This is a genomic window from Alteromonas sp. 5NS40-0096 (assembly GCF_057544385.1).
Genome location: NZ_BAAJLQ010000006.1, coordinates 140,295 through 165,310, shown reverse-complemented (window position 1 = coordinate 165,310; position 25,016 = coordinate 140,295). Strand labels below are relative to the sequence as shown.

General features: G+C 46.7%; 25 protein-coding genes. 6 read left to right on the top strand and 19 right to left on the bottom strand.

All coding sequences use genetic code 11. The annotated features are described in order from the left end of the window. From AC27G9_RS17550 to AC27G9_RS17505, 10 genes are all read right to left on the bottom strand, one after another. Positions 1-1,227, bottom strand: coding sequence for a type II secretion system F family protein (locus AC27G9_RS17550; RefSeq protein WP_487075780.1), 1,227 nt, complete (start codon positions 1,225-1,227; stop codon positions 1-3). Continuing rightward, on the bottom strand, positions 1,220-3,055 hold the full coding sequence (locus AC27G9_RS17545; protein ID WP_487075884.1) for a GspE/PulE family protein: 1,836 nt from the start codon (positions 3,053-3,055) through the stop codon (positions 1,220-1,222). The genes AC27G9_RS17550 and AC27G9_RS17545 overlap by 8 nt, the downstream gene beginning before the upstream one ends. 5 nt (positions 3,056-3,060) lie before the next feature. Next, on the bottom strand, positions 3,061-4,161 hold the full coding sequence (locus AC27G9_RS17540; RefSeq protein ID WP_487075779.1) for a tetratricopeptide repeat protein: 1,101 nt from the start codon (positions 4,159-4,161) through the stop codon (positions 3,061-3,063). Further along, complete coding sequence (locus AC27G9_RS17535) at positions 4,158-5,069, bottom strand: ExeA family protein (protein ID WP_487075778.1); 912 nt, start codon at positions 5,067-5,069, stop codon at positions 4,158-4,160. The genes AC27G9_RS17540 and AC27G9_RS17535 overlap by 4 nt, the downstream gene beginning before the upstream one ends. A gap of 2 nt (positions 5,070-5,071) precedes the next feature. Next, on the bottom strand, positions 5,072-6,754 hold the full coding sequence (mshL, locus tag AC27G9_RS17530) for a pilus (MSHA type) biogenesis protein MshL (RefSeq protein ID WP_487075883.1): 1,683 nt from the start codon (positions 6,752-6,754) through the stop codon (positions 5,072-5,074). After that, a complete protein-coding gene (locus tag AC27G9_RS17525; RefSeq protein WP_487075777.1) occupies positions 6,738-7,112 on the bottom strand; it encodes a hypothetical protein in 375 nt (124 codons plus the stop codon). Before AC27G9_RS17525 ends, mshL begins: the two co-directional genes overlap by 17 nt. Beyond that, complete coding sequence (locus AC27G9_RS17520; protein WP_487075776.1) at positions 7,102-7,752, bottom strand: hypothetical protein; 651 nt, start codon at positions 7,750-7,752, stop codon at positions 7,102-7,104. The genes AC27G9_RS17525 and AC27G9_RS17520 overlap by 11 nt, the downstream gene beginning before the upstream one ends. Then, a complete protein-coding gene (locus tag AC27G9_RS17515) occupies positions 7,745-8,353 on the bottom strand; it encodes a hypothetical protein (protein WP_487075775.1) in 609 nt (202 codons plus the stop codon). The genes AC27G9_RS17520 and AC27G9_RS17515 overlap by 8 nt, the downstream gene beginning before the upstream one ends. Beyond that, positions 8,350-9,306: a type IV pilus biogenesis protein PilM gene (locus AC27G9_RS17510; protein ID WP_487075774.1), complete on the bottom strand. Its 957-nt coding sequence runs from the start codon at positions 9,304-9,306 to the stop codon at positions 8,350-8,352. Before AC27G9_RS17510 ends, AC27G9_RS17515 begins: the two co-directional genes overlap by 4 nt. A 127-nt stretch (positions 9,307-9,433) precedes the next feature. Next, on the bottom strand, positions 9,434-9,982 hold the full coding sequence (locus AC27G9_RS17505) for a histidine phosphatase family protein (protein WP_487075773.1): 549 nt from the start codon (positions 9,980-9,982) through the stop codon (positions 9,434-9,436). Between the two features lie 83 nt (positions 9,983-10,065). Here AC27G9_RS17505 and AC27G9_RS17500 point away from each other — a divergent pair, with 83 nt between their 5' ends. Next, positions 10,066-10,548 (top strand): DapH/DapD/GlmU-related protein, encoded by a 483-nt coding sequence (locus AC27G9_RS17500; RefSeq protein ID WP_487075772.1) that lies wholly within the window; start codon positions 10,066-10,068, stop codon positions 10,546-10,548. Here the strand turns inward: AC27G9_RS17500 and AC27G9_RS17495 are convergent. Continuing rightward, positions 10,525-11,985 (bottom strand): alpha/beta fold hydrolase, encoded by a 1,461-nt coding sequence (locus AC27G9_RS17495; protein WP_487075771.1) that lies wholly within the window; start codon positions 11,983-11,985, stop codon positions 10,525-10,527. The genes AC27G9_RS17500 and AC27G9_RS17495 overlap by 24 nt on opposite strands. 204 nt (positions 11,986-12,189) lie before the next feature. Between AC27G9_RS17495 and AC27G9_RS17490 the strand changes: the two genes are divergently transcribed. Next, positions 12,190-13,668 (top strand): LytR/AlgR family response regulator transcription factor, encoded by a 1,479-nt coding sequence (locus AC27G9_RS17490; RefSeq protein ID WP_487075770.1) that lies wholly within the window; start codon positions 12,190-12,192, stop codon positions 13,666-13,668. Positions 13,669-13,716: 48 nt separating this feature from the next. Here AC27G9_RS17490 and AC27G9_RS17485 read toward each other — a convergent pair whose 3' ends face one another. The 3 genes from AC27G9_RS17485 to AC27G9_RS17475 form a co-directional block, all read right to left on the bottom strand. Beyond that, positions 13,717-14,295 carry a hypothetical protein gene (locus tag AC27G9_RS17485; RefSeq protein ID WP_487075769.1) on the bottom strand — a complete coding sequence of 193 codons (579 nt, stop codon included), beginning with the start codon at positions 14,293-14,295 and terminating at the stop codon, positions 13,717-13,719. Positions 14,296-14,592: 297 nt separating this feature from the next. Continuing rightward, a complete protein-coding gene (gene ssb / locus AC27G9_RS17480; protein WP_487075768.1) occupies positions 14,593-15,144 on the bottom strand; it encodes a single-stranded DNA-binding protein in 552 nt (183 codons plus the stop codon). Between the two features lie 200 nt (positions 15,145-15,344). Continuing rightward, on the bottom strand, positions 15,345-15,929 hold the full coding sequence (locus tag AC27G9_RS17475) for an HAD family hydrolase (protein WP_487075767.1): 585 nt from the start codon (positions 15,927-15,929) through the stop codon (positions 15,345-15,347). Between the two features lie 175 nt (positions 15,930-16,104). On the opposite strand from AC27G9_RS17475, the gene AC27G9_RS17470 reads away from it, so the two are divergent. Then, positions 16,105-16,806: an RDD family protein gene (locus tag AC27G9_RS17470; RefSeq protein WP_487075766.1), complete on the top strand. Its 702-nt coding sequence runs from the start codon at positions 16,105-16,107 to the stop codon at positions 16,804-16,806. A 1-nt stretch (position 16,807) separates the two neighbouring features. Here the strand turns inward: AC27G9_RS17470 and AC27G9_RS17465 are convergent, their stop codons facing one another. Both AC27G9_RS17465 and AC27G9_RS17460 read right to left on the bottom strand, forming a co-directional pair. After that, positions 16,808-17,182, bottom strand: a complete 375-nt coding sequence (locus AC27G9_RS17465; protein WP_487075765.1) for an FKBP-type peptidyl-prolyl cis-trans isomerase — start codon at positions 17,180-17,182, stop codon at positions 16,808-16,810. A 4-nt stretch (positions 17,183-17,186) separates the two neighbouring features. Further along, on the bottom strand, positions 17,187-18,539 hold the full coding sequence (locus tag AC27G9_RS17460; RefSeq protein ID WP_487075764.1) for an MFS transporter: 1,353 nt from the start codon (positions 18,537-18,539) through the stop codon (positions 17,187-17,189). A gap of 233 nt (positions 18,540-18,772) precedes the next feature. Here AC27G9_RS17460 and uvrA point away from each other — a divergent pair, with 233 nt between their 5' ends. From uvrA to AC27G9_RS17445, 3 genes are read left to right on the top strand one after another with little or no spacing between them, the layout of a single operon-like run. Beyond that, the gene (gene uvrA / locus AC27G9_RS17455) at positions 18,773-21,598 is read left to right on the top strand and encodes an excinuclease ABC subunit UvrA (RefSeq protein WP_487075763.1); all 2,826 of its coding nucleotides are present in this window, start codon (positions 18,773-18,775) and stop codon (positions 21,596-21,598) included. Positions 21,599-21,606: 8 nt separating this feature from the next. Further along, complete coding sequence (locus AC27G9_RS17450) at positions 21,607-22,017, top strand: acyl-CoA thioesterase (RefSeq protein WP_487075762.1); 411 nt, start codon at positions 21,607-21,609, stop codon at positions 22,015-22,017. 6 nt (positions 22,018-22,023) lie between these two features. Continuing rightward, positions 22,024-22,725 (top strand): 2OG-Fe(II) oxygenase, encoded by a 702-nt coding sequence (locus AC27G9_RS17445; RefSeq protein ID WP_487075761.1) that lies wholly within the window; start codon positions 22,024-22,026, stop codon positions 22,723-22,725. Here the strand turns inward: AC27G9_RS17445 and AC27G9_RS17440 are convergent, their stop codons facing one another. From AC27G9_RS17440 to AC27G9_RS17430, 3 genes are all read right to left on the bottom strand, one after another. Next, entirely contained in the window at positions 22,726-23,193 is a 468-nt protein-coding gene (locus AC27G9_RS17440; RefSeq protein WP_487075760.1) for a DUF3299 domain-containing protein, read from the bottom strand. A 91-nt stretch (positions 23,194-23,284) separates the two neighbouring features. After that, positions 23,285-23,818, bottom strand: a complete 534-nt coding sequence (gene ppa, locus AC27G9_RS17435) for an inorganic diphosphatase (RefSeq protein WP_487075759.1) — start codon at positions 23,816-23,818, stop codon at positions 23,285-23,287. Positions 23,819-24,005: 187 nt separating this feature from the next. Then, the gene (locus AC27G9_RS17430; RefSeq protein ID WP_487075758.1) at positions 24,006-24,983 is read right to left on the bottom strand and encodes a class 1 fructose-bisphosphatase; all 978 of its coding nucleotides are present in this window, start codon (positions 24,981-24,983) and stop codon (positions 24,006-24,008) included. Positions 24,984-25,016 lie beyond the last annotated feature (33 nt).

The following is a 25,016-nucleotide window of genomic DNA, read 5'->3' as shown; positions in this document are numbered from 1 at the left end:
CTAACGACCTTTTATCGCTCCCATCATGTCCCACATAGGCGTGAAAATGCCTAGAGCCAATACCAGCACCATTACTGCAACAACCGCTATCAGTAGAGGTTCAATTTTGGCAGTCAAACTCTTTAAATCGAAGTCTACTTCCCGCTCGTAGAATTCTGCGACTTCAGCCAGTAACTCGTCTACTCGCCCAGTTTCCTCTCCAACATTGATCATTTGCATCACCATTGGCGTGAACAAACCACTGGCTTGGGAAACTCGAGTCAGGTTTTCGCCTTTTTCTATACGTTGGCGCATTTCAATAATTCGAGCTCCCATGAACTTATTGTCTACTGCATCAGCGACCAAATTCAGGGCGGTGGTCAACGGCACACCGGAGCGCAGCATCATTGAAAAGCTTCTCGCAAATCGGCCTAATAATGAACGAGTGAAAATACTGCCTACAATCCACAGCCGTAACTTGGTTCTATCCCATTTGTAACGACCATCTGGTGAGTTGATATAGCGATAAATCGAATAACTAAATACGCCGATTCCCAAGATTAGCCAGTACCATTTAGTGGTGAAGAAATCCGACATCGCCAATAGGAATTTCGTCATCACGGGGAGTTCAGCATCAAACTTCGCAAACATATCGGCAAACTTTGGAATCACGGCCACATTCATTATGACAAATGCCGCGACAATCGCGATGATGACGAAAATAGGATACCGCGTTGCTGCTTTGATTTGTTTTCGCGTTTCTTGCTCGCGCTCGAGGTAATTCGCCAATTGTAGAAACGCTTCGTCAAGACGCCCCGTATTTTCCCCTACGTGAATCACACTGACGAACAGGTCATTAAAGATTTTAGGGTGTTGGTGTAGCGCCGACGAAAACGTTCTCCCTCGTTCGAGTTGCGAAATTACGTCCGTCAACGCCACTTTTAAGCGTAGGGAAGACGTGGACTCCGCTAAGCCACTAACCGCTCGTAAAATGGGAATACCCGCCTTGGTAAGCGAGTACATTTGTCGAGACAAAATCACTAAGTCGTCTAAGCTAACTTTTGGTGTTAAAAAATTAACGTCAGTTTGCCGTTCCGATTGACTTTGTTTTTGCGCCTGTTCTATTTGAATTGGCGTGACGTTTCTCGCCAGTAGCATTTTTGCTGCACTGGATTCATCTAACGCATCAATGGTGCCGGATGTAAGGTCTCCCGACGCCTCTCTCCCTTTATAGGTAAATTTAGCCATCAGGAATGTCCTCCAGGCTCAATCCTCCAGTATCGGGGAACTTGTCTTGTGGTTTCTCCGAAATGGGCTCACTGGCGTTAGTTGCAGACGCTTCCAAGGTTAAAGCCCCCGTTTCCGCATAGTCGTTTTGCTCCGACTGCGGTGCTTCAGCGACCATCTCTACCAGCTTCAATACTTCTTCGACGGTCGTAACGCCCATCTTGGCGTAAGTCAGAGCAACATGCGCTAAGGGTTGATAACCTGGGCTTTGTGCCGCGGCATGACCAAATTCAACGGTATCACCCGACTTGAGTGCATCCATCATTTTGTCTGTCATTTCGAGTAACTCAAAAACACCGACTCGCCCTCTGTACCCTGAGTGATTACATTTCTGACACCCAGCGCCTTTTTTGAAGGTCACATTGCGCACTTGTTTGTCGACATTACTCAACCAGAACCATTCGTCTTCCGTTGGCGTGTAGGTTGTTTCACAGTTATCACAGATTTTGCGCACCAATCGCTGTGCGACAATACCCCGCAACGAGCTCGCCACGAGGTAACCCGGGGCTCCCATATCGAGAAGACGAGTAGCAGAGCTCACCGCATCATTGGTGTGCAGCGTGGACAAAACTAAGTGACCGGTTAGCGCGCCTCGCAAACCGATTTCCACCGTTTCTTGGTCACGCATCTCACCCACCATGATAATGTCGGGGTCTTGACGAAGTGTTGTGCGCAATACATTGGAAAACGTCAGGTCTATCTTGTGATTTACCTGAACTTGGTTCACCCGTGGCAAACGGTATTCAACGGGGTCTTCAACAGTAATGATCTTGTTCTGGGGTTGATTGAGTTCGCTCAGAGCCCCATAAAGGGTTGTCGTTTTACCCGAACCGGTTGGCCCGGTCACCAATATCATGCCATGAGGACGGTGCAGTAAATTGCGAAAACGCTTGAGTAAAGGCCCGGGCATACCGGTCTGATCGAGCGTAAGCAGCCCCGCTGACTGGTCAAGTAGACGCATGACGACAGACTCGCCCGCTTGAATCGGCATGGTAGAAAGACGGACGTCAATGCGATGGCCCTTCACCCTGACGTGAGTTCTACCGTCTTGCGGCATCCTTTTCTCTGAGATATCCAAGCCCGCCATCAACTTGAGCCTGAGCACCAGAGCAGCGGCGATATTTTTTTCTGGAATGACGTTCTCTTGTAAAATACCGTCTACGCGTTGTCGAATGCGTAATTGGGATTCATCAGGTTCGATATGAATATCCGATGCCTTCGCCTGTACCGCATCCTCAAAGATCGATTGCAAAAGCCTTGCTACGGCTGTGTCTTGCTCGTTATCGACGCCAGACGTGAGGTCGAAATCCTCTTCCGCCTGATACTCCTCTGCCAATTCCTGTGCAAATGACGCGATTTCTTCGGTACGACGATACAAATCATCATAAGCATTGAAAAGCTGCTCTTCACTGACTACGGCTACTTCAATGGGCTTTGGTAAAATGTCAGACAGATTATCCACAGCGGTAAGATCCGCGGGATCACTCATCGCCACCAACAATGAGTCACCTTTATCATCAATAACCAAAGCTCGATAGCGACGAGCTTGAATTTCAGGCAACAACTTAACGGCGTTTGCATTCACGTTGTAGTTGTCGATATCAATTAGTGGTACGTCTAAGTGAGCAGACAGAATTTCGAGTAATTGATGCTCGGAAACGAGCCCCATAGCAATCAAAGTCGCCCCGAGCTTACGGCCTGTTTGACGCTGCTCGGCAAGCGCGCTCATCAACTGCTCCTCAGAAATTGCTCCCTGTTGAACCAGTAGATCACCTAAACGCACCTTCATTTTACTCACGGCTTTACCTCTGCTCGCAATTTTTTACCCAAAACGACAATGCGTTGATGCATAAAGCTCGTGACATCGTTATCGAGTTGCCCTAACGCAACGGCTTTCTGGTAGGCGTTTTCGGCTCGCTTAAGGTCGCCTTGTTTATCCGCGGTTACCGCCAAGCCAAGCCACCATTTTGCCGTCGCTGGCTGAATGTCTATCAGCCGTTGGTAGTCTGAAATGGCCTGCCCCAAATCTCCCAGTTTTTGTGCTAATGCCGCACGATTTGACAACACATCAATACCTGAGGTTGTGCCACTTGTTTGTAAAACTCGATAAGCCGCGGCATCTTCGCCTTGTCTAGTATGCAACCGCGATAACATAAGTTTTAGGGTGTCGTCTTCTGGCGCGACCGAATGAATCGCCGTTTCCAAGGTTTGCCGCGCAAGGGCCACATCACCTTGACCAAAATGCAATGCCGCCAACGATTTGTATGCTTCAACATTATCCGGTTCTTGGCGAATAAGTTGTTGCCATAATGACATTGCCACACTTGGGTTATTCTGATTTGTCGCCCTTCTTGCTCGCTGCAATAAACCAAGTTTAGGCGCACTGTCGCTATTTTTTGTAATGCTGAGCACGCTAGGTTCAGGCACCTCTTTTATTACTTCCTCATCACTATTCACTGGCTGTGAGGAGGGTGAAACCAGCGTTTGTGCAATATTGCGTGCGCTGGTATCCGTCTGTTGCTCTGCCTCTGCAGCAGGGGCTTGCGTTATCGCGCCGGTAGCATCGGGCGAAGTCTCAGGGATATCGTCATCCCCCTCTTCTGAAGCGGTTGAGACGTCAGAAGAAACCGATTCAGATTCTTCTGTTGACGCAGAAGACACGGCTTGTTGATTAATCGGCGTTACCGGCTGACTTGCCAAGGGTTGAGTATCTGAATGGGAATCATCAAATAAGTATATATAGCCAACAGTGGCGACACACAGCACCACCACCGCAATCCACACAATAGTGCGAATTGTCAGTGATTTTTTGGCAGGCGCTTGATAGTTTGCACTTGATGCTTCTTGCCCTTGGCGCTGCTCCAAGTCTTGTAGCATCTTGTTAACTACACTCACGTGATACCACCTTTCATCACTATCAAGCCTACGATTGACAAGGCAACCAAGCCGCCGAGCACCATCGCCAGTTTATACTTTGCGAGCATACCTAGCGGCTTTGCCGCTTCGGTATCTTCAGCCGCAGCCATCACGTGTCTGGGTTCAACCAGTTGTAGCCCTTCACCAAATGCCAGCATCAGCGCCTTGTGGCACAGCACGTTGACGATTCTAGGGGTTCCATCGCTCGCCTTGAGCAAAAGCTTGCAACACTGCCTGTCAAACAAGTCTTGTCCGAAGTAACCCGCAACAGACATACGATGGCGTACATATTGATAAATTTGGTCCTCATCCATCAACTTCAGACCATAACTGAACGTAATTCGCTGTTTTAATTGACGAAGCTCGGGCAGAGCGAGTTTTTCATCTAGTTCTGGCTGACCAAAAAGTACCACCTGTAACAATTTTCGCGATTCCGTTTCCAAGTTTGTCATCAGTCTTAATGCTTCGATACTTTCCATTGGCAAAGCTTGTGCTTCATCGATAATCAGTACCGCGCTGCGCTGCTCTCGATTGATAGCGATCAACTGTTCTTGAATGCGTTGTGTAAACTCTTGTTGATCACAATCTGGCGTGAGTTCTACTCCTAATTCACTGGCAACGGCTCGGCGTAATTCAACGGGAGACAAATACGGGTTAGGGATATAAGCCGTACGGAAATGATCCGGAAGTTCATTGAGCAATTTTCGGCATATCAATGTTTTACCCGTGCCCACTTCTCCTGTGACTTTGATAAAACCTTCACCGGTTTTTAGGGCCGTCATCAATACGGCCAAGGCCTCGTTGTGGCTTGGCAAACCAAAGAAATAGCTTGTATTCGGCGTGAGCGTAAAAGGTAACTCTTTGATGCCAAAATGATACAAGTACATGCTTAGTCCACGTACAACCAGTCAGCCATTTGGGCTCGACTTTTTTCGATTTCACTGGCCCAGGTACCCGGCCCCACCACTGTGGGTTTGAGCAAAATAATCAATTCCGTTTTGCGCTCTATCTCTCGGCGGTTTGTAAACAGTTCTCCCAACAAGGGAATATCACCCAGCAAGGGGGTGCGCGTATTAGCATCGGATATCGTGGTTTGCATTAACCCACCAATCACAACAATTTCGCCAGATCGCGCTCTGATAATGGTGTCAGATTCTCGAATCGTGCTCTGAGCCAATGGCAACACGATTTGTTCCTGGTTTAGCGTAACGACTTTTTCTTGCTCTTCCGTTTCGATAACTGACGGGTGAACATGCAGTAACACCGTGCCAGCTTCATCAATCTGAGGAGTAACATCTAAGGCGATACCGGAGAAAAAGGGCGTTAACTCGATATCAGGCACAACTGATGTGGTGGTGGAGGTAATTGTGTTTTGACTAGAGACATCGGTTACAAAATATTCATCGTCCCCCACTTTAATCACCGCCTTTTGGTTGTTAATTGCTGTCACCCTCGGACTAGACAGCACTTGCACATTACCTTGGCTAGACAACAGCGATAGCACCCCAGCAAAATCTTGGTTCAGAATCGACAGGCTTGAAACACCGCCTAAACTGGCTGACACCTGATTGCCAAACGTACCAGCGGTCGTAGCAAAATTAAAATTAGTACTGCCGACGTTAGCGACAATATCTGTCCAGTTGATACCTTGCTGGTACTCGTCATTCAAAATGACTTCTAGGATTCTCGCTTCAAGGATAACCTGGCGTTGCAGACTCTCTTCTGAAATGCTCAAAAAGCGCTTAATAGCTTTGATCTCATTGGGTAAGGCACGCACAGTTACCAGACCGGCTTGTGGCGTAACAAACACGGCTCGTCCCGCTTCTTCACCAATAATCCCTTTGAGACTCTCTTCTAAATCTTCCCAGAAATTGGTTTCCGTGCGGGTGCTAATGGCCGTCCCATTGTTATTGACATTGCCCGCTCCATTTCCGAAATTATTACTGTTCTGCGAGTTACCAGAGAAGTTATTAAAGTTACCTCCGCCACCATTTTGGCCATTGTTACCAGCTTGCGATACGCCGCCGGATATAATGCTGGTTTGCGTTTGACCATCTCGCTGCATTAGCAAGTAATTGATGCTAAATGTCTCCGTTTTCATTCCGGCAGGCTGTACCCGATACACAGTGCCTTTGCGCTCTATATCATAGCCATACAATTCGCTTATGAGTTCAAAAACGTGGTCCATGTCGACTTGTTTGAGACTTAAGGATACTGTGCCTTCGACTCCAGGATGTATCGCTACGCTGTAGGGCGTATCAGCAACCAAGCCGGCAAAAAAAGCTCTTACATCGACATTCTGCGCATTAATATCGTACTTCTCTGGGCCAAATAACGTCGTCTGCGCACCACCATCACCCGGAGCAGACGCCAGTGCATTCGTCACCGCACTCGGCAACGTCGCAAGCTCAGTACTAGCGGTGTTTTGTTGTTGCTCCAACGTCAGTTGTTCATCCAATTGTTGTTTGAGCGACGCTTCAACATAGGAAGGAGACGAAGATTGGCAAGCGACTAATGTCACCGTCAGTAAACTCAAAAGCGCACGTTGAAATAACTTATTGATTTTTGTCATCATCCACGACTATTTTTTTAATGTTGTCTTGCTGATTCAGAAGCAGTGTAGTGTCGGACCAATTACCATCGACTCGCTGCACAATTGTTACTTTATTCGGCTCGATAGCTTTGACCACTGCATCGAACACTTCATCACCTTCTCTTACACTGACGCCGTTAATAATAGCGCTGCGGGATTGAGGCAACACAAAGATAGCTTCAAGCACTAATGCATCGTCCCCAAGAGCCGGCACTTGGCCCTCGGTAACGAGTTTAAACGCACTGGGCCGAGTTGGATCGGATTCAGTGACTTGCTCAGCACTCAGGCTCTGAGTTGAAGTTAGCAATAGAGCGAACCACAGTATTTTATTCCACACCGATGAATGCCCTCTCCGTGCTCAAGGTATACACCTCTATTGCCACTTGGGCATTTGGATATTCCTCAACATGATATGTCATAGAGCGCCAGTAAACCTTTGTGGTTAAACGTTCCAATTGGGCGAGGAAATCCCTCACTTCGAAATACTTACCTGTAAACACTAGCTTCACGCCGTGTTGGTACAAAGCCACCCCTTCCATTTCTGGATTGTCAGCAAAAATATTCACTGGTGCTAAGGAACCCATCTCTACTAGGTCTAATGCTCTGGCTTGTTGAAAAACTTGTTCTATCAACACCGGCATCTGCGCAGGCAAAACAAGCTCTTGTAACTCTGCAGAAAACGCGTTTTCCAATTCTACTTGGCGTTTATCCAACTGGACCATAAGTTGATTTAGTTCTGCATCCGGATCTTCGAGATTGGCATCAGCAAACACCGCTTTTTGTTGTTTTAATGAATGCACTTGCATTTCAAGCCCGGCAATCTCAGAAGACATAAAACTATTGCGTTTAAATGCGGGCTCAACCAAAAAAGTGAAAAGCAAAAGGAATATCACGACGATACCCGCGACGAGTACCATTACCTTTTCTCTTTGAGAAATCGCGGCAAATTTGTCGTGAATCGTCACTGCATCACTCACCGCCTATCTCCTCTTCATCGCTGCTGCGTTCTGCTTTTAACTCAAAACGCAAAACATCATTGTCTTTGTAGACCCTTGCGGTATCGAATGTCTTTCCAGTAAAACTGCGAGTATTTGCGAGTCTTTGCAGCCATTGGGGAAAAGCTTCAGGGCGATTCACTTGGCCATCGAGTAACATATCCGTCTCACTGACTTCAATCCCACTTAACCACAAATCGCCTTTGGATTGGCTTGCCAAATCAGTTAACAGAGGGGCGAAACCTTGAGTCTTAATTACCTCTCGCTTTGCAAACTCTTGGAGCAGGCGCTCCTGTCGTTCGAGTACTTTTTGTTTGCTGGCCACTTTTGATTCGAGCACGGGGTCAGGCTTGCGATTTTCTAACGCCAATTTCAAGCTATCAACTTCAGCCTGCAACTGTCGCTGTTGGTTTTGCATCACTCTCAGTTCATCCGAAAGGCCTTGGCCGTTCCACGCTAACGCGGCCCATACCAGTGTTAGCAATATGGCAACTGCCGAACACATGCCCACTACACTGTTTAATGAAAGTAAATCGAGTTTAGGCGCTAGGTCCGGCGTATAGAGGTTTAAGCGATGCTTCATTCAGCCACCTCTTTTTTTGATTTCTTTTGCCGTTTTGCGTTGTTTGATGCCATCGCAGCACCTAATGCAACCAAATTTAAACGTGACGTATCTCCGTCAGACTCACTCTCTACATTCAATGCCAACCCGCTGACTGTCGCATTAACCGATTGCCCAATCAGATTAGCCAGGACATCAGCATGGGGGGTATCCAATCGAATAGCAATATTGCGAATTGGCGGTTGACGCAGTTGACTTTCGAAGTAGTCCATTGAACGTTGAACCTGTACACTAAGCGAATCCGCTAGTCCCATCTGCAACTCTTGACGACTAAAACTACCGAGATTCTCAAAACCTTTAAGCCGTCTGGATACATACAACTGGCCGTCTTTGACTACGTTGAGGCTTATCTCCTCGCCAGCTTCTTGAATCAACATGAGCAGTGGGTCTTTATCCGTTTCAACTAAGTCGCACGTTACAATTTCCGCTACTGAGATACTTTTTAAACACAAGCCGGCATTTATAACCGCCTCTATGACGGTTTCCACATGTGCATTGGGAATGGCCGCAACATTGACCTTCTTACTGCCCGCCAATGGCACAGGCAAATCAATATAGTCAAAAAGGAAGGGACCATCGGAACCAGAAATTTCCTTGATGGGGAAAAGGAGCGCGTCTTTTAACTCGTTGTCTTCTACTGGAGGGCGATCAATTTGCAGAAGTTGGTAGTAATCAATGGAAAACGCAACATGACAAGACGCAGGCCCAATGTTCTGACTATCAACCCACTTAGACAATTGCTCGGGCCATTTATCAACATTGAATATTTGTTCTTGGACAACGACCAAACGACCACTTTCACGTTTTAGCAAACACGCCGTGACGACTTCGTGCGCGACAGCGATTCCCACCGCATGAAACGCAGATTTCGTTCGTAATTTTTGCTTAAGAAAGGTACGCCATCCAATACGCATAAGCTTACTTGCTTTATTCTTTTAATTTCCCAATTACAACAGAGTTTTAGCCAAAGCGCCAGTGCCCCAAGGGGGGTATAAAAGGTATACTTTCGCCTAATTTTAGCAGATTAATCGACCGTACTGATTAAATTTTGCGCACCAAGCGATTTACTCCCCAATATTTGTCGTTCTTTTCAACAACATCCCAGCCTTTTTTGGCTAAGTTTTGACGAATAAAGCGGTTGATCATACCGTGTGCAAAAACCACCACTTTGCCGTGTTTATCTGCGTAAGTTTCGAGCAATTCAGCACCTTGTTGCGCTCTTTTTTTCGCATCAGCAAAACTTTCAAACGGCCCAGGCTTACCCAATATCCATCGAAGTCGGTTCCAGTAAACCCAGGTCCACGCTCGCACCCGCCAGTTCGAGGGGTAGTATGGTATGTCCATCTCTCGAAAAATCGGAAGCGATTCGGTTGGTAATCGTTGGCAATACACTTGAGTAGAGTCAATTGCCCGTTTCAAGTCGCTGGACAAAATATAGTAAGGCGTTAGATCCAACTTCTGATGGGGCTGGCTTGCCGAGTCGAGCTCACTCAAATCGTAGTCTTTGACCCATTGTTCAAAGCCGTCAGCGGTTAGTTTTTCATTGTGGGCAGATAGCGGCTTTCCATGTCGAATTAGAATAATTTCCAAAAAGAGAGTCCCTTGTTTAACATCAGGTGGCAGATTAGCGCAGTTTATTGCTGCATCCAACTCTTTGAGGAAAGTGATAGTTGTTGAAAAAAGAGCAGACCAAATCAGCCGCGCAGGCAATACATACCTTCGCGGAGAGTGATGAACATCAACCACTAAAGCGCACCCAGCTGCTCGCTCCGTACCTGCAACATTTAGGTAAGTGTTACATTGAGCAGGGCTTTGCGTTTAGTACTGGCCTCAACCTGAGTATCGAAGATGAGGTGTTTATCAACCACAATGTTTGGATTGACGACAGGCGACCGGTATCGATTGAAGCTGGAGCCTTTATCGGGCCTAACTGTGAGCTTGTAACACAAACCGATACGACTAGTGGCAGTATTTCTATTGGCCCAAGGGCATGGCTAGGTGCTAACGTGAAAGTCTACCCCGGAGTGAAGATTGGCGAAGGGGCTATCATTGGCGCTGGTGCTACACTAACTTCAGATGTAGCAGCACACGCCACGCTAATACAAGGTGACGTGGCGGTGTCATTTAAACATTCAACGGGGCATTCTGAACGTTAAGTCTGGTAGCGGTAATTGAATCGCGGTCGTGTTTAGTGCCTTATCCGCTAGAAACTGTTCAATCCGTTCGAGTACTTCAGGAGAACTCATCAACAAATTATGCCCAGCGTGCTCAACGATTATCTGAGTGGCATGGCTTAAGCCAGCAATGGCCTTGGCTTGTGATTCGGGATAGGTACGCCCGTCCAGCGTGCCACTGAACAAAATGGTTGGAATAGCCGCCTCAGGCCTCGTTCTGAATTCATCTCCTAGATCGAGATGGCCATCCACATTGATCAGTTGCGGCATTGGAAAGTTAAGCGCCAACCCCAGTGTCGCGTTTTGACTTTGAGTTTTTATCTGCGCTAAACGAGTGGGTGTTACCCCCGAGGCAATATCCATGGCTAGTGGCATTAGTCGAAAAGAGATTTTCTCATCAGCAAAGCCTACCCGTTGTAGCAGACCGACAAGCATATCAGTTACGTCGGCATCTAACGTGAGATAAAGTTGAATCAACATACTTAAGTTGATGCCGGGGTCAGCTATCATATAGCTTGAGAACCGTTGAAGTGTGTAATCACTTACATACACTTTCACCGTCTCTCCACTTTTCTTCTTCAACGTAATTTCAAAGGGCTTGGCCTGCGCTTTTTTGTGGACGCGGTGCATCAACGCTTTTAGATCGGGAACACGTTTCACTAGCGCTTGCTGATTGATAACAGCTTGCACACGCGACAGGTATACATCGGTTTGCGCGGGTAATTTAACGGTTTGATCTAGTCCTTCTGCACTGGCCAGCACCAATTTATGAATGTGATCAGGAAATAGCTTTGTTGCTGCCAATGCTAGGTGAGTGCCGTAAGAAATCCCCCACAACGTAACCTTTTCAGTACCTAGATGAACCCGTAGGTCGTTGAGGTCCATCGCATTTTGGACAGTATTGTAGCCGTATATATCTACTCCCTGAGCTTGCCAATGGGATAAGCAATGTTTAGCGGCGTCCTGATAACGGGTTAGGTAAGTGTCGGCTGAAATGTGTACGCCTTCTGGTAGTTGCTTATCAGGTTTACAGGCGTCGGCCGCTTCAGATGCGCCTGTGCCTCGTTGATCTAAAGCAATGACATCACCAAACTGTCGCAGCGCCATAAACATCGGAAAGCGCCGCCATTTGGCTGTAGCAATCCCTGAACCTCCCGGGCCACCAGATAAATAGACGATAGGAGGAGCGGTTTGCTTTCCTAAGCTTGGAAAGCGTACATAGTTGACGCGGATCTTACGGCTATTAGGGTTGTTTCGATTTTCAGCGACAAAGAAATGTCCTTCAAACGCATCCGTTTCTTCTCCACTATTGCTTTTGAACACGATTGGCTTTTCATTCTCAATGCCATGGGACACTGTCACGCCGCCCAAAAGTGTGAAAGCCGCTAGCTTGAGTAGATATAAAATTAGGGTTCGCATACTATTATTCCTCTTAACTCGTTCTTGGAATGAATGATGTTCTGGGTCGCGAAAATACCCTAGTCGTATTCGGTAAACGGTAGGCTAGGGCCCTGTTAAACCGCTAAAAGGTAGTAAATGTTCGTTAAACGGAAGGACAAAAACGGGAAGATTTTTCACATTTGCCTGCGTGGGGCAATACTCTTGTTTTGGCTACTAGCGATAATGCCATCATTCGCCGCTGACAACACGCAGCCCTACTTGAGCATCGGATTCAACCACATTGCCACTGTATGTGAGTTGGACGCACTCCCAACAGTGATAGACGTAGCGAATCAAACTCGCTGCACGGAAACGTCTCTTGGCAAGGTAAACCCTCAAGGTAAACTATTATTGGTCTCCCTGACGATAGACATTCCCACTGCTTTTACCGATGGCAGTTTCCCAGTTGGATTGTTTGTTTTTGGTAAAAACGCAAGCCATGTGTATCTCAACGACACTTTCCTTGGTGCGAATGGTATGCCGGCCCATGACCACTCAGAGATTGCCGGGCAGATGGACACAGTATATTTTGTGCCAGAAAACAGCCTTACCAAGGGAACCAATCAACTGTCTTTTGTCATGTCTGCTCAACACAGTCTCGTTGAACTGGGCAATCCATTGCACTTTGTGGCTGTAGGCATTTACCAATCGCCTCAATCGGTGATTCAGGAATTTAGCGAAATTGGATTAGTATTGATCGGCGTGTTCTTACTCGGTGCCGTCTATTTTAGCGCCTTGTGGTTTTATCGAAGAGAGCGTAAGCCTTTCGCCCTTTTCGCTTTAATGTGTATCATCGCAGCCCTGCAATTGGGAGCAGAAATATTCCGCGGACTTTTCAGTTACCCATACCCTATGCACGATGTCAGATTGATAGTGATCACTGCGTGCTCAGTTGTGTTTGGTCTCAGTTTATTGTTTTATACCGTTTCGCTTTCACGCAGCAAACACGCCCTTTTCTACTTTGCCATGGGTACGCTAGTCACGTTAAGTGCCGTATTTTTTGTGCCTGGATTTGATTTCAAAACCTTATTAGCATTGATTATTCCCATGTGTCACGGCCTAGTACTAAGTGTATCAGAAGCCTATAAACAGCAGCGCCAAGACCTATTGCATTGGGCTTTAGCACAATGCGTCTTTCTGATCACATCCTGGCTGGCAACATCAATGTTCCACGAGTTTTTGTACTATTTGTTAGTCGCAGGGCTATTGATGTTTTTGTTTTATCAACAAGCGAGAGATATGGCCCAAAAACAACAACAGCAGCAGTTGGACCAAAAAATTATTGCCAAGCTTGAATATCAGCTTGCCCAACGAGCCACTCACCAAACCCCAACTCGCATCGAAATTAGCATCGGCGGTAAAGTCGAGATGATCGAAAGTAGTCGTATTACCTTTTGCAAAGCGGCAGGAGACTACGTGGAGTTAATTTTAGAAGACGGCTCTGAGCGCCTGTACTCTGGTTCTCTAAAAACGCTAGAGACACTCTTGCCAAATACTTTTTTGCGGGTACACCGTTCGTATTTAGTTAACCTGTCTCATGTGGAGTCATTGCATGCTGCGACGCCCACTCACGCTGCGAGATTAGAACTGAAAAACAGTAGATTTGTGGACGTCAGTCGACGACTATTGCCCTCTGTAAGAGCGACGATTACCGCAAAGTAAAGAGAAAAGGCCTGATAACTTTGAAAACTTCAGGCCTGTACTCTTAGGCTAAAACGGATTACCGTCATTGAGCAAGTTCACAGAAATGCCAACGGCACTACCAGAAGAATATATGTTTTCTACGCCGCCAACGATTGGCTCAACACCGCATTCCGACGAATTCCAATATATACTGGCAAACCCATGATATGCCTGTGATGTCTTCCATACTGTAATTTTGCCGAACGAATTTGCAGGCATTATTGCTCCGTCATTGTCTAGTGGTGAATCATTCTTAAAAACACCAGCAAAAGCCTCTGGAGCTATGCTAACTTTTGAGCCCGTCGATTCGGCAAAATAAGTTGGTCTGTAATAGAAACTCACTAATCTATCAGACACATTGCTTACTTTAATACTAGCAAACCGAACATTACTGACCGACAAGTAGGGAATTTGAGAATACCCGGCGTAAAACACGGGTGTACTTTCGGTCACAAAGGTATGTACATTAGGATCGTAAACCACCAGATCGCCAGTTTGATCATAAATGTACTCAGTACCTGCGCACGCCTCTGTATCAATGACATAGGCATTCACGCTCGCAGAAAAACACACCAAACACCCCAGAGCTTTTACAACGCTTTTCATCTTATTATCCTTAATAACAATTCCACACATTGTCCTGATAACAACGTGCACATTCAAAAAATCTTGAATGTTTAGGAAGTGTAACCCTTTAATTATTTGAGAGAAATAGGCGTAAACCGAACAAGACATTATGTGAAAGATTTGCTCAAGTCGCCTTCAATCGATTTAATTGAAAGACAGTTTTGTGTTCGAAGATTTACTGTTGTGAAGGCAGTGGAGTTGATAAAAAAACCGGCTTAAAAGCCGGTACTTAAAGTCGGTAGCCCAGATGCTTGCCTTAAAACGATATCGCGTATTTTAGAACGGGATATCGTCGTCAAAATCAAAATCAGGCTCAGCCATTGGCGGCTGTTGCTGAGGTTGCTGCTGCGGTTTGTTTTGCTGTTGCTGGTATCCACCGCCCTGTTGTTGAGGTTGATAACCTCCGCCTTGCTGACCTTGTTGGTTGTAACCCTGATTGCCGCCTTGAGGACGTTGCTGATAACCGCCACCAGCGTTACCACCTTCTTGACCACGACCACCAAGCATTTGCATTTGGTCAACAATGATTTCAGTGGTGTAACGGTCTTGCCCTTGCTGATCCTGCCATTTACGGGTTTGTAATTTACCTTCTACGTAAATCTGCGAGCCTTTTTTCAAATACTCTCCCGCGACTTCAGCCAGACGTCTGTACATGGTCAGCCGGTGCCATTCAGTGCGCTCTTGCATTTGACCTTGCTGATCTTTCCAGCTTTCACTCGTCGCGATGCTCAAGTTTGCCACTGCATTACCGTTAGGCATGTATCTCACTTCTGGGTCATTACCAAGGTTTCCCACAAGGATTACCTTATTCACGCCTCTACTGGCCATGGATGTCTCCTGTAATATTATTCTGACAGAGCTAATACTGTATGGCCTTTGTCGGCGCAGAATATAGCTTTGCATTAGCCTTTAATAGCACGCCAGTATACTGCATTTAACTGCAACTGGGTATATCAAGTATGCATATAATGGCGCCAGTTTAGCACAGAATAAAAGGAACAAAACTGAACGGTTTAGCAGTGGTGCATTTAGTGAGTGACTTTACCGTCTACCACTAAAATACAATCCATTCCTGCTCTTATGGCTGCTTGTTCGCCGATGCTAGTGTCTTCAAATACCACACAGCGCGCAGGGTCGACCCCCATACGATGTGCGACTTTTAGAAAAGTCTCAGGATGCGGTTTACCATGCTCTACGTCGCTTGATGTAACGAGCACATCGAGTTCGTTCAATAAACCATGATGGCGTAATATTGTCTCAGCGTGGTAACGTTCAGCCCCAGTCCCCACACCAATATGTTTAAGTGGTCGATAGTATTGGAAGATCGCAAACGTATCATCAATCAATGGCGGATACTGGCTGTAGCTACTCCAGAGTTCTCGCTTTGTCCTTGCCACCGCCTCTGGACAATGACTCATGTCGTATTTTTGATTCAACATCTCAACGGTTTTCACTGTGGGAATTCCGCCTAGCGAATACATGTATTGTTTATCAAATGGGTAGCCAAATGCCTCACAGGCGCCTCGCCATGCGTCGAGGTGAAGGCTCATGGAATCAATCAAAGTACCATCCATGTCGAAGATAATGGCGTCATAATTGCTCAAGTCGATCATTACAGCATCCTCTATGTTGAACCCTTATTTTGCGCTCGATTAGCATGGTTTTCACCTATATAACGTATGCCGTTTTATCCATAGGAATATCTAAACCACAGTTTACTGAGCAAGGCTGGACGGTCTCTAGGGTAGATGTTAGGGTATCGCCAATTTCTATTACGTTGAACTATTCATGGATAATAACGAAAACTTCGACCAATACTCGCTTGATGAGCTAAAACAGATGCTCAAAAACTTGGATCGTCAGCGCTTTCCAGAGGACGTACGCAATATCGAAAGTGAAATTGCCAAACGCACCGGTGAGCCGTTACCCGAGCCTCTAGAATCAAACACAGAATCCAGTGACGCCGAGGCCGTAGTGACAGACACGCCGCCAGAGCCTGAACTCGTGTTTAATGTACAAGAGCCTGTTAGGCAGGAAGCACAAAGGCTTCAACGACTATTTGCCTCGATTATCGATACTTTTATTCAAATCATTGCCGTAGTTCCGCTGTTTTTATTCATTGGTGCTGAACGTTTTGAAGCCGCCCAAAACGAGTTTGATTTAGGGCTTGTCGTAGTCAGTTTTATCTACGGTATTGTCGCGATTATTGTCGTGCAAGGGTATTTTCTGCATCACTATGCCCAAACTATAGGCAAGCGATTTTTGAACATTCGCATTGAGAATCTCGATGGAACTAAGGCAACGTTCTCACGGGTACTATATTGGCGTTATATCCCCATATCCCTAGTCGCGCAAATTCCCGGTTTAGGGCCGTTGATTGGTTTAGTGGATGCCTTGTTTATCTTCCGTTCGGATAGACGCTGCTTACACGATCACATTGCGGGCACACGCGTGATGCAATGCCCACCAGAAGAACAAGAATCAGAGTAGATTAGGCGTAAGACAGGAGTTTTACGTCCATTACCATATAGTGTTGAGGGCCAACTTTGCTGCCGTTGCCCTCTTTACCCCACGCCAATTCAGGTGGAATTACAAATTCATATCGCGCACCTGTTGGCATCAATTGCAGACCTTCTTGTAGACCGTCAATGGCCTCTTCAATGTCGAATTCATCGGGTTGTTCATTTTCGTAAGTGTCATCAACAACTGTACCGTCTACCAATGAAATTTTGTGGTGCACTTTGACTTTATTTTCCGTGCTTGGCGGCACGCCATCACTGCCTTCGATCACGCGATACATCAAACCCGATTCTGTGGTTACTGTGTCGGTTTGCTTAATAAAATCGACAATAAATTGATAGTTCATAACACTAAATAGACTCTTGGGCGTTAACGACAAGCTGCGCTTGATTGATATCGAATTCAGCAGTGACTTTCAGATACACCACTTGGTCCTGACTTGCTACTGTGGTCTCTACCACGCCAGGTAGTTGCTCCAATGATTGTTTTACAACAACACTGTTGTCTTGTGAAAAATCGCCGTGCAACATTACCCGCTTCACTTTGTCGACGGGCTTCAGGCCAGCCAGTAACCACAGCCAAAACAGCGCGCCGACTATGCCCACTACGTATACCAATGACGGCGAATAGCTATCGCTGATCACACCCGATAACAATCCACCTAAAAACGCGCCGAAAAATTGAAAACTCGCATATATTCCCATCGCTGTGCCTTTCTCACCCGCTGGCGCTATACTCGAAACTAACGCGGGAAAATTGGCCTCGAGATAATTAAATCCAATAAAAAAGACCGTGACGGCAACAAAAACCCACCACCACTGCTGGGCAAAAACAAGCATGACGCCAAACGATATAGCCATCAAAGCAACGGATACCATTAAGGTTTTAGTCGGGGTCTTGCCCGGCGACATACGCATTAACACAGCCATCCCAACCACTGATAGCACCAGTGTTGGCAAGTAAAGGTGCCATTGAGAATCGAGCGTCATATCAAATGCCAGTAATGTCGTTGGCAATTGCACAAACAACAAGGTGATGTAGAGGTGCAAAATCATAACGCTCACGTTAAGACGCCATAATTGAGAAGAGAAAACCAAACTCTTGAGTTGCGAGCGCTGAGGCAGCATATCGCCACTTGCCAGTTGATTGATTGGGTTGGGTACCCCCCATTTCACCAAAGGTAAACAACACAGCGCCAAAATGCCGGTTACTGAAAAAATACCTGATAAGCCGAGGCTACTTGCCAATAAAGGCCCGACGAGAACCGCTAAATAGAATGAGAAGCCGATAGCAATCCCAATAATTGCCATCACTTTTGCGCGCTGAGTTTCTCGGCTCACATCCGAAGCCAGTGCCATAATGGCCCCAGCTATCGCGCCTGCGCCTTGCAGAATTCGCCCACAAATCATCATTGACATACTGTCGGCATAAGCGGCGACAAAACTGCCAAGAGAAAACACTACCAGGCCAAGTAAAATAACGGGTTTTCTGCCCCACCGATCAGAGAGCATTCCCATGGGAATTTGCAGCAATGCTTGGGTTAAGCCATAACCACCGATAGCCAAACCGACATACAAAGGTGAATAGTCAGGGTACGATTGCGCGGAAATGGCCAAGACAGGCATTACCATAAACAGACCTAACATTCGTAACACATAAACGACGGCAAGCGCAGATGCCGCGCGGACTTCTATCCCGTTCAACTTCCCAATACACCTCTTTTAAAATGGGGGCGAAGTGTACCACAAAATCACCTTTGTCATGAACAGGTGATCGCGTTACACCAAAAAACCGTAAATGTAGTTGTGTTCTGGGTGAGATACCCGCAACTTACATGTACAAATAAGGCTTACGTTTTGATGCGTTAAACGGAACAAAACCTTATTTTCTCCGCCGACTATGGCATACTTTCTTTTTTGGTCTGAATAGCTTTCGAATGGACAACATCGATATTCGGGGTGCTCGCACCCACAACCTCAAAAACATTGATTTGACAATCCCCAGAGACAAATTGGTCGTTATCACAGGCTTGTCTGGCTCCGGTAAGTCTTCTCTTGCGTTTGATACTCTATATGCAGAAGGTCAACGTCGTTACGTCGAATCACTATCGGCATATGCGAGACAATTCCTATCTATGATGGAAAAACCCGATGTCGATCACATCGAAGGTTTGTCTCCGGCTATTTCGATAGAGCAGAAGTCAACGTCGCATAACCCCCGCTCAACGGTGGGTACTATTACCGAGATCTACGATTACTTGAGGCTATTGTTTGCTCGAGTGGGCACACCTCGATGTCCTGATCATGACGTACCGCTCGATGCTCAAACAGTTAGTCAGATGGTTGACCGCGTGCTGGCGATGCCAGAAGGCACAAAGCTCATGTTACTCGCGCCAGTAGTCCAAGATCGTAAGGGCGAGCACATCAAAACCTTACAAGGGCTGGCCGCACAGGGTTATATTCGCGCAAGAATCGACGGCGAGGTATGCGATTTATCCGATCCGCCGGAACTGGATTTACACAAAAAACATACCATTGAAGTCGTTATCGATAGATTCAAAGTCCGAGATGACTTGCAGCTTCGCTTGGCTGAGTCCTTTGAAACCGCGCTTCAATTGTCAGGTGGAACGGCCAAAATCGCCGACCTCGATCAAGCAGACGCAGAAGAAATCGTTTTTTCCGCTAATTTTGCCTGCCCACATTGCGGCTACAGCATTACTGAATTAGAGCCGAGAATGTTCTCGTTCAATAACCCTGCTGGCGCATGCCAAACGTGCGACGGTTTGGGAACAAGGCAATTCTTTGATCCAGTGCGAGTTGTAAGTAATGGCGAGTTGAGCCTCTCCGGCGGCGCGATTCGCGGCTGGGACAAGCGCAGTTATTACTATTTCCAAATGCTGCAAGCGGTCGCAGACCACTATGAATTCGATTTAACGGTGCCCTTTGATGAGCTGGACAAGAAAGCGAAAGATGTCGTGTTGTATGGCTCAAAGGGCAAGTCAATTAACTTCAAGTATATCAACGAGCGCGGCGATATCATGGAGCGCAAACACCCATTCGAGGGCATTATCCCGAACATGGAACGGCGCTACCGAGAGACAGAATCCAACACTGTCAGGGAAGAACTGTCTAAGTTCTTAAGCCAACAGCCTTGTAATAGCTGTGGCGGAACCCGATTGCGATTAGAATCGCGCCATGTGTTTATCAATGACACCACTTTGCCGACCATTACAGATATGTCGATTGCCGACGCGCTTTCGTTCTTTGAAGGGCTTGAGTTGACTGGTCAAAAAGCTCAAATTGCCGACAAAATTCTCAAAGAAATTATGGATCGCCTGCGATTCCTAGTAAACGTGGGATTGAATTACCTAACGATGTCGAGAAGTGCCGACACACTCTCGGGTGGTGAAGCACAGCGCATCCGTCTAGCGAGCCAAATAGGCGCTGGACTTGTCGGCGTAATGTACGTCCTTGATGAGCCTTCCATTGGTCTGCATCAACGAGATAACGAGCGATTGCTAAAAACGCTCACACACCTACGAGACCTCGGCAACACTGTACTTGTCGTAGAGCATGACGAAGATGCCATAAGAGAAGCAGACTTTGTGATCGACATTGGTCCGGGTGCTGGGGTTCACGGTGGCCAAGTGATAGCCCAAGGCACTTTGGAAGACATTTTAAAAAGTGAAGACTCACTCACAGGTAAATACTTATCTGGTAGAGAAAAAATTGATATCCCTGCTGAGCGTACACCGACTCAAGACGGCAAATGGATTACACTCAAGGGTGCCAAAGGCAACAACCTAAATGACGTGACTTTGAACGTACCTATGGGTTTGATGACCTGTATCACTGGTGTATCAGGTTCGGGTAAATCCACGCTGATCAATGGCACCTTCTACAAAATCGCTCATCGCGCTTTAAACAATGCCACCACGTCAGAGCCAGCACCTTATGATTCCATCGAGGGTCTAGACCAACTGGATAAGGTTGTAGATATCGACCAAAGTGCAATAGGAAGAACACCCCGTTCAAACCCTGCAACTTACGCTGGTATCTTTACACCAATTCGCGAGTTGTTCGCTGGCACTCAGGAAGCGCGCTCACGAGGCTATAAACCCGGGCGTTTCAGCTTTAACGTCAAAGGCGGGCGATGTGAGGCATGCCAAGGTGATGGTGTCATCAAAGTCGAGATGCACTTCTTACCAGATGTATATGTGCCGTGTGATGTTTGTCATGGCAAACGTTACAATCGCGAAACATTGGAAGTGAAATACAAGGGTAAGAGCATTCATGAAGTCTTAGAAATGACAGTAGAGGATGCACGAGAATTCTTTGACCCCATCCCCTCAATCGCACGAAAACTGCAAACATTGATGGATGTTGGGCTGTCTTACATACGCCTAGGGCAATCTGCGACTACCTTGTCCGGTGGTGAAGCGCAAAGAGTCAAGTTGGCCAAAGAATTGTCGAAACGCGACACTGGCCAAACTTTGTATATCTTGGACGAGCCAACAACTGGCTTACACTTCCACGATATTAAACAGTTATTGGCAGTACTCCATCGTCTGAGAGATCACGGCAACACTGTCGTGGTTATCGAACACAATTTAGACGTAGTAAAAACGGCGGATTGGATTGTCGACCTGGGCCCAGAAGGTGGTTCTGGCGGCGGTTTAATTATTGCAGAAGGTACGCCTGAAGATATCGCTCAATCCGAGGTATCTCACACTGGTCGTTTCTTGAAGCCAATGCTGAAATAAGGATAACTATGACAACCCAATTCATGGAAGCCACTTACGATGTCCGCTTTTACGAAACGGATGCCCTGCAGCACGTCAGTAACACGGTACTCGTTGGCTGGTTCGAGTCGGCGCGAGAGCCTATTTTTCGTATGTTTACACCAGAACTCGACCTGCAAAACTGGCCGTTAATCTTAGCCAGCTACAAGGTCGATTTCTTGGAACAGTTATTTTATGGCCACTCAGTCACGGTTCGAACCATGATTGGTCGCCTGGGAAAAAGTTCGTTTGAGGTGTATCAGGAAGTCTGGCAGCAAGGTAAGTGTTGCGCTTCTGGCACCACAACCATGGTACATTTTGACTACAAAACCCAGAAGTCGGCACCAATTCCTGATAACGTCAGAACCGAATTGGAAACGTATTTAAAAAGTAGCGATTAAGTTCGGATGACAGACTTTATAGAAATTTATGATGACGCGTTGCCTGCAGCGCTATGTGAAGACATCATTGCAGCCTTTGAAACAGCGCCTAACCGCACTCAAGGGCGCACCGGCGGTGGTGTCGATACGACAAAGAAAAATAGTTTAGATGTGTCGTTTTCTGCAAGCCCGCATTTCAAAGACCAGCACCAAGCGGTGTTTAAAGCGACGGTAGACTGCCTGCTTGACTACCTCACCAAGTACTATTTTGCGCTGATTGGCCCGATAGGCCTCACAGTGAAAGACCCAAAAACGGGGCAGCCAGTTAAAGTCACGCAAGACAATTTTGAGCAAGTCGTAAAGCCACAAATTCTCTCAATCGTGAATTATCTGTTTAGAGTAGGTGATATTAACACTCAGCGCTATACCGCAAACCAAGGTGGTTACCCCTATTGGCATAGTGAAGTGTATCCCCAACTGCCTCACAATGACGCACTGCATCGCGTTTTACTGTTTATGTTCTATTTGAATGACGTTGAGGAAGGTGGCGAAACCGAGTTTTATTATCAAAACCGCAGCGTATCTCCCAAACGGGGCCGAATGGTTATTGCACCAGCTGGCTTTACCCATACTCACAGAGGCGTTATGCCCAGAAGCGATGACAAATATATTTTGACCTCTTGGGTTCTATTTAACCCTGCACAGCAAATATACACTCAGCCTAAATAATTAAAACGGTGCAACGGATTGCCCTGTTAAGCGGTAGCCGACAGAGGCAATTTCACCTGCCCATCCCTCGGTAGACAACACGCCGGTTACCCAGATCGCATCATAGATATTGTCGATAGCCACCGGCTTTTCGAATTTTACATAAACGATCTGATTCGAGGGCGGCGGAGGAACATGTATGCAAGCGCCAAAATACGGCACCAGTAAAAATTCACTGATGGTGTCGTCGGTACCTTCGAGTGGAACAACAAAACCAGGCACTTTGACTAACTTACCATTTAGTGCCTCAACGATCGGAGCGTCGGGCTGAACTTGTGTCATGTTACCACTGTGGTCAACCGAGCCGGGTAACGGCTCAAATCCAGCAGGTACAAGGTCTTCCCAGTACAGTTCCATTGGAGTTTCGGCCGCCAGTGACAATGTACTAAACATTGCCCATAAGCACAGGCCAATTATTTTCGCTTTCATGATTTTTCCGAAACAAAAAGGGCTCGCAAAGCGAACCCTCTAACGTTGTCTTTCACCCACTTAACACAAGCTAATAGGGTTAAAAGAACGATTACTCGCCTTCTTCGTAACGCGCAACACTTGCAACGATTTCCGCTTTTGCTGCAGCGGCATCAGCCCAACCATCGATTTTAACCCACTTACCAGGCTCCAGATCTTTATAATGAGCGAAGAAGTGCTCAAGCTGTTGAAGCAACAATGCAGGTACGTCAGATGTTTCTTTCACTTCGCGGTATAGAGCAGACAATTTGTCTACAGGTACAGCAAGTACTTTGGCATCTTTACCAGATTCATCCGTCATGTTTAATACGCCAACTGGACGACAACGAATTACTGAACCTGCCAATAGAGGGAAAGGCGTGATAACCAATACGTCTACGGGGTCGCCATCTTCTGACAAGGTATTCGGTACGTAACCGTAGTTCGTTGGGTAATGCATGCAGGTACCCATGAAACGGTCAACAAACAAAGCGCCTGTGTCTTTGTCTACTTCGTATTTTACTGGGTCAGCATGTGCTGGGATTTCGATGATGACATTCACTTCATCAGGAAGGTTTTTACCCGCAGGAACGGCGTTCAAACTCATTAGGAGTATCCTCGTTAAAATAAAATTTGGTCAAGTATACGGCGACTACGAGAAAATAAAAACTGATTACGACTGATGTCGCACAAGATTGAACAAATAATCGGCAGCACTCCCCTATTTACCGCTAGCCGTTTCATGCTAGCTAGCGGTTCAGGGGAAGCGTATCGTCATCCTTGACCTAGTCGAACTACTCGCCTTTTTCGTAGTAGCTCAAGCACGTTTCGACTTCTTCCTTCGAACCAATTAGAACGGGAACGCGCTGATGAATTTCCGTTGGCATGACTTCCATAATACGCCCAGCACCGGTATCCGCTAAGCCACCAGCTTGCTCCACCAAAAACGCCATTGGATTGGCTTCGTATAGCAAACGCAACTTGCCCGGCTTAGACGGGTTACGCTTATCAAACGGATACATAAAGATACCGCCCCGACACAGTACGCGGTGAATATCACCGACCATAGCCGCAACCCATCGCATGTTAAAGTCTTTGCCGCGAGGACCTTCTGAGCCAAGCATGAGATCGGCAATATAGTTTTGAATCGGCGCTTCCCAGTGACGTTGGTTTGACGCGTTTATTGCAAATTCCTGAGTTTGAGCAGGCAATTCGATATTGCGTTCAGTTACCAAGAAACCGCCATGGGTCTTATCCAACGTATACAAGTGAGTTCCGCGACCAGTAGTCATGGCCAGCATAGTCGAGGGGCCATACAGTACATAACCTGCGGCAACCATTTGTGTACCCGGCTGCAAAAACGCCGAAGGGTCATCTGCATCCATCCATTGCGGTGCATGTGCAACAGAAAAGATCGTACCAATTAAGCTGTTAATTTCTGTGTTTGACGAGCCATCTAGTGGGTCAAAACTCACCAAATACTTACCTTCTGGATTACAAGGCACTACGCTATCTTCCTCTTCTGAGGATATCGCCTTTACGTAACCTGATTCTCTCAATATGTCTTTCAAGATTTGATTAGAAATCACATCGAGTTTTTTCTGTGTTTCACCTTGAACGTTTTCACTCAACGTTGAACCCAGTACTCCCGCCAATGCTCCTTGACTTACCCTGAACGATATTTCCTTACAGCCCGCGAGAAGCGTACGGATAAGCAGAATCAATTCAAGTGGTGCGCCGTCCTTTTGCAATTGAGAATTTAAACGTTTCATTGTGTGCTATTGCCTTTTAAAATTTTGTAGGGA

Bases quoted from the DNA above. Each gene is read 5' to 3' on its own strand.
- AC27G9_RS17550 (WP_487075780.1), bottom strand. From the start codon at position 1,227: ATGGCTAAATTTACCTATAAAGGGAGAGAGGCGTCGGGAGACCTTACA.
- AC27G9_RS17545 (WP_487075884.1), bottom strand. From the start codon at position 3,055: ATGAAGGTGCGTTTAGGTGATCTACTGGTTCAACAGGGAGCAATTTCT.
- AC27G9_RS17535 (WP_487075778.1), bottom strand. From the start codon at position 5,069: ATGTACTTGTATCATTTTGGCATCAAAGAGTTACCTTTTACGCTCACG.
- mshL (WP_487075883.1), bottom strand. From the start codon at position 6,754: ATGACAAAAATCAATAAGTTATTTCAACGTGCGCTTTTGAGTTTACTG.
- AC27G9_RS17515 (WP_487075775.1), bottom strand. From the start codon at position 8,353: ATGAAGCATCGCTTAAACCTCTATACGCCGGACCTAGCGCCTAAACTC.
- AC27G9_RS17510 (WP_487075774.1), bottom strand. From the start codon at position 9,306: ATGCGTATTGGATGGCGTACCTTTCTTAAGCAAAAATTACGAACGAAA.
- AC27G9_RS17495 (WP_487075771.1), bottom strand. From the start codon at position 11,985: ATGCGAACCCTAATTTTATATCTACTCAAGCTAGCGGCTTTCACACTT.
- AC27G9_RS17490 (WP_487075770.1), top strand. From the start codon at position 12,190: ATGCCATCATTCGCCGCTGACAACACGCAGCCCTACTTGAGCATCGGA.
- AC27G9_RS17485 (WP_487075769.1), bottom strand. From the start codon at position 14,295: ATGAAAAGCGTTGTAAAAGCTCTGGGGTGTTTGGTGTGTTTTTCTGCG.
- ssb (WP_487075768.1), bottom strand. From the start codon at position 15,144: ATGGCCAGTAGAGGCGTGAATAAGGTAATCCTTGTGGGAAACCTTGGT.
- AC27G9_RS17475 (WP_487075767.1), bottom strand. From the start codon at position 15,929: ATGATCGACTTGAGCAATTATGACGCCATTATCTTCGACATGGATGGT.
- AC27G9_RS17470 (WP_487075766.1), top strand. From the start codon at position 16,105: ATGGATAATAACGAAAACTTCGACCAATACTCGCTTGATGAGCTAAAA.
- AC27G9_RS17465 (WP_487075765.1), bottom strand. From the start codon at position 17,182: ATGAACTATCAATTTATTGTCGATTTTATTAAGCAAACCGACACAGTA.
- uvrA (WP_487075763.1), top strand. From the start codon at position 18,773: ATGGACAACATCGATATTCGGGGTGCTCGCACCCACAACCTCAAAAAC.
- AC27G9_RS17450 (WP_487075762.1), top strand. From the start codon at position 21,607: ATGACAACCCAATTCATGGAAGCCACTTACGATGTCCGCTTTTACGAA.
- AC27G9_RS17445 (WP_487075761.1), top strand. From the start codon at position 22,024: ATGACAGACTTTATAGAAATTTATGATGACGCGTTGCCTGCAGCGCTA.
- AC27G9_RS17440 (WP_487075760.1), bottom strand. From the start codon at position 23,193: ATGAAAGCGAAAATAATTGGCCTGTGCTTATGGGCAATGTTTAGTACA.
- ppa (WP_487075759.1), bottom strand. From the start codon at position 23,818: ATGAGTTTGAACGCCGTTCCTGCGGGTAAAAACCTTCCTGATGAAGTG.
- AC27G9_RS17430 (WP_487075758.1), bottom strand. From the start codon at position 24,983: ATGAAACGTTTAAATTCTCAATTGCAAAAGGACGGCGCACCACTTGAA.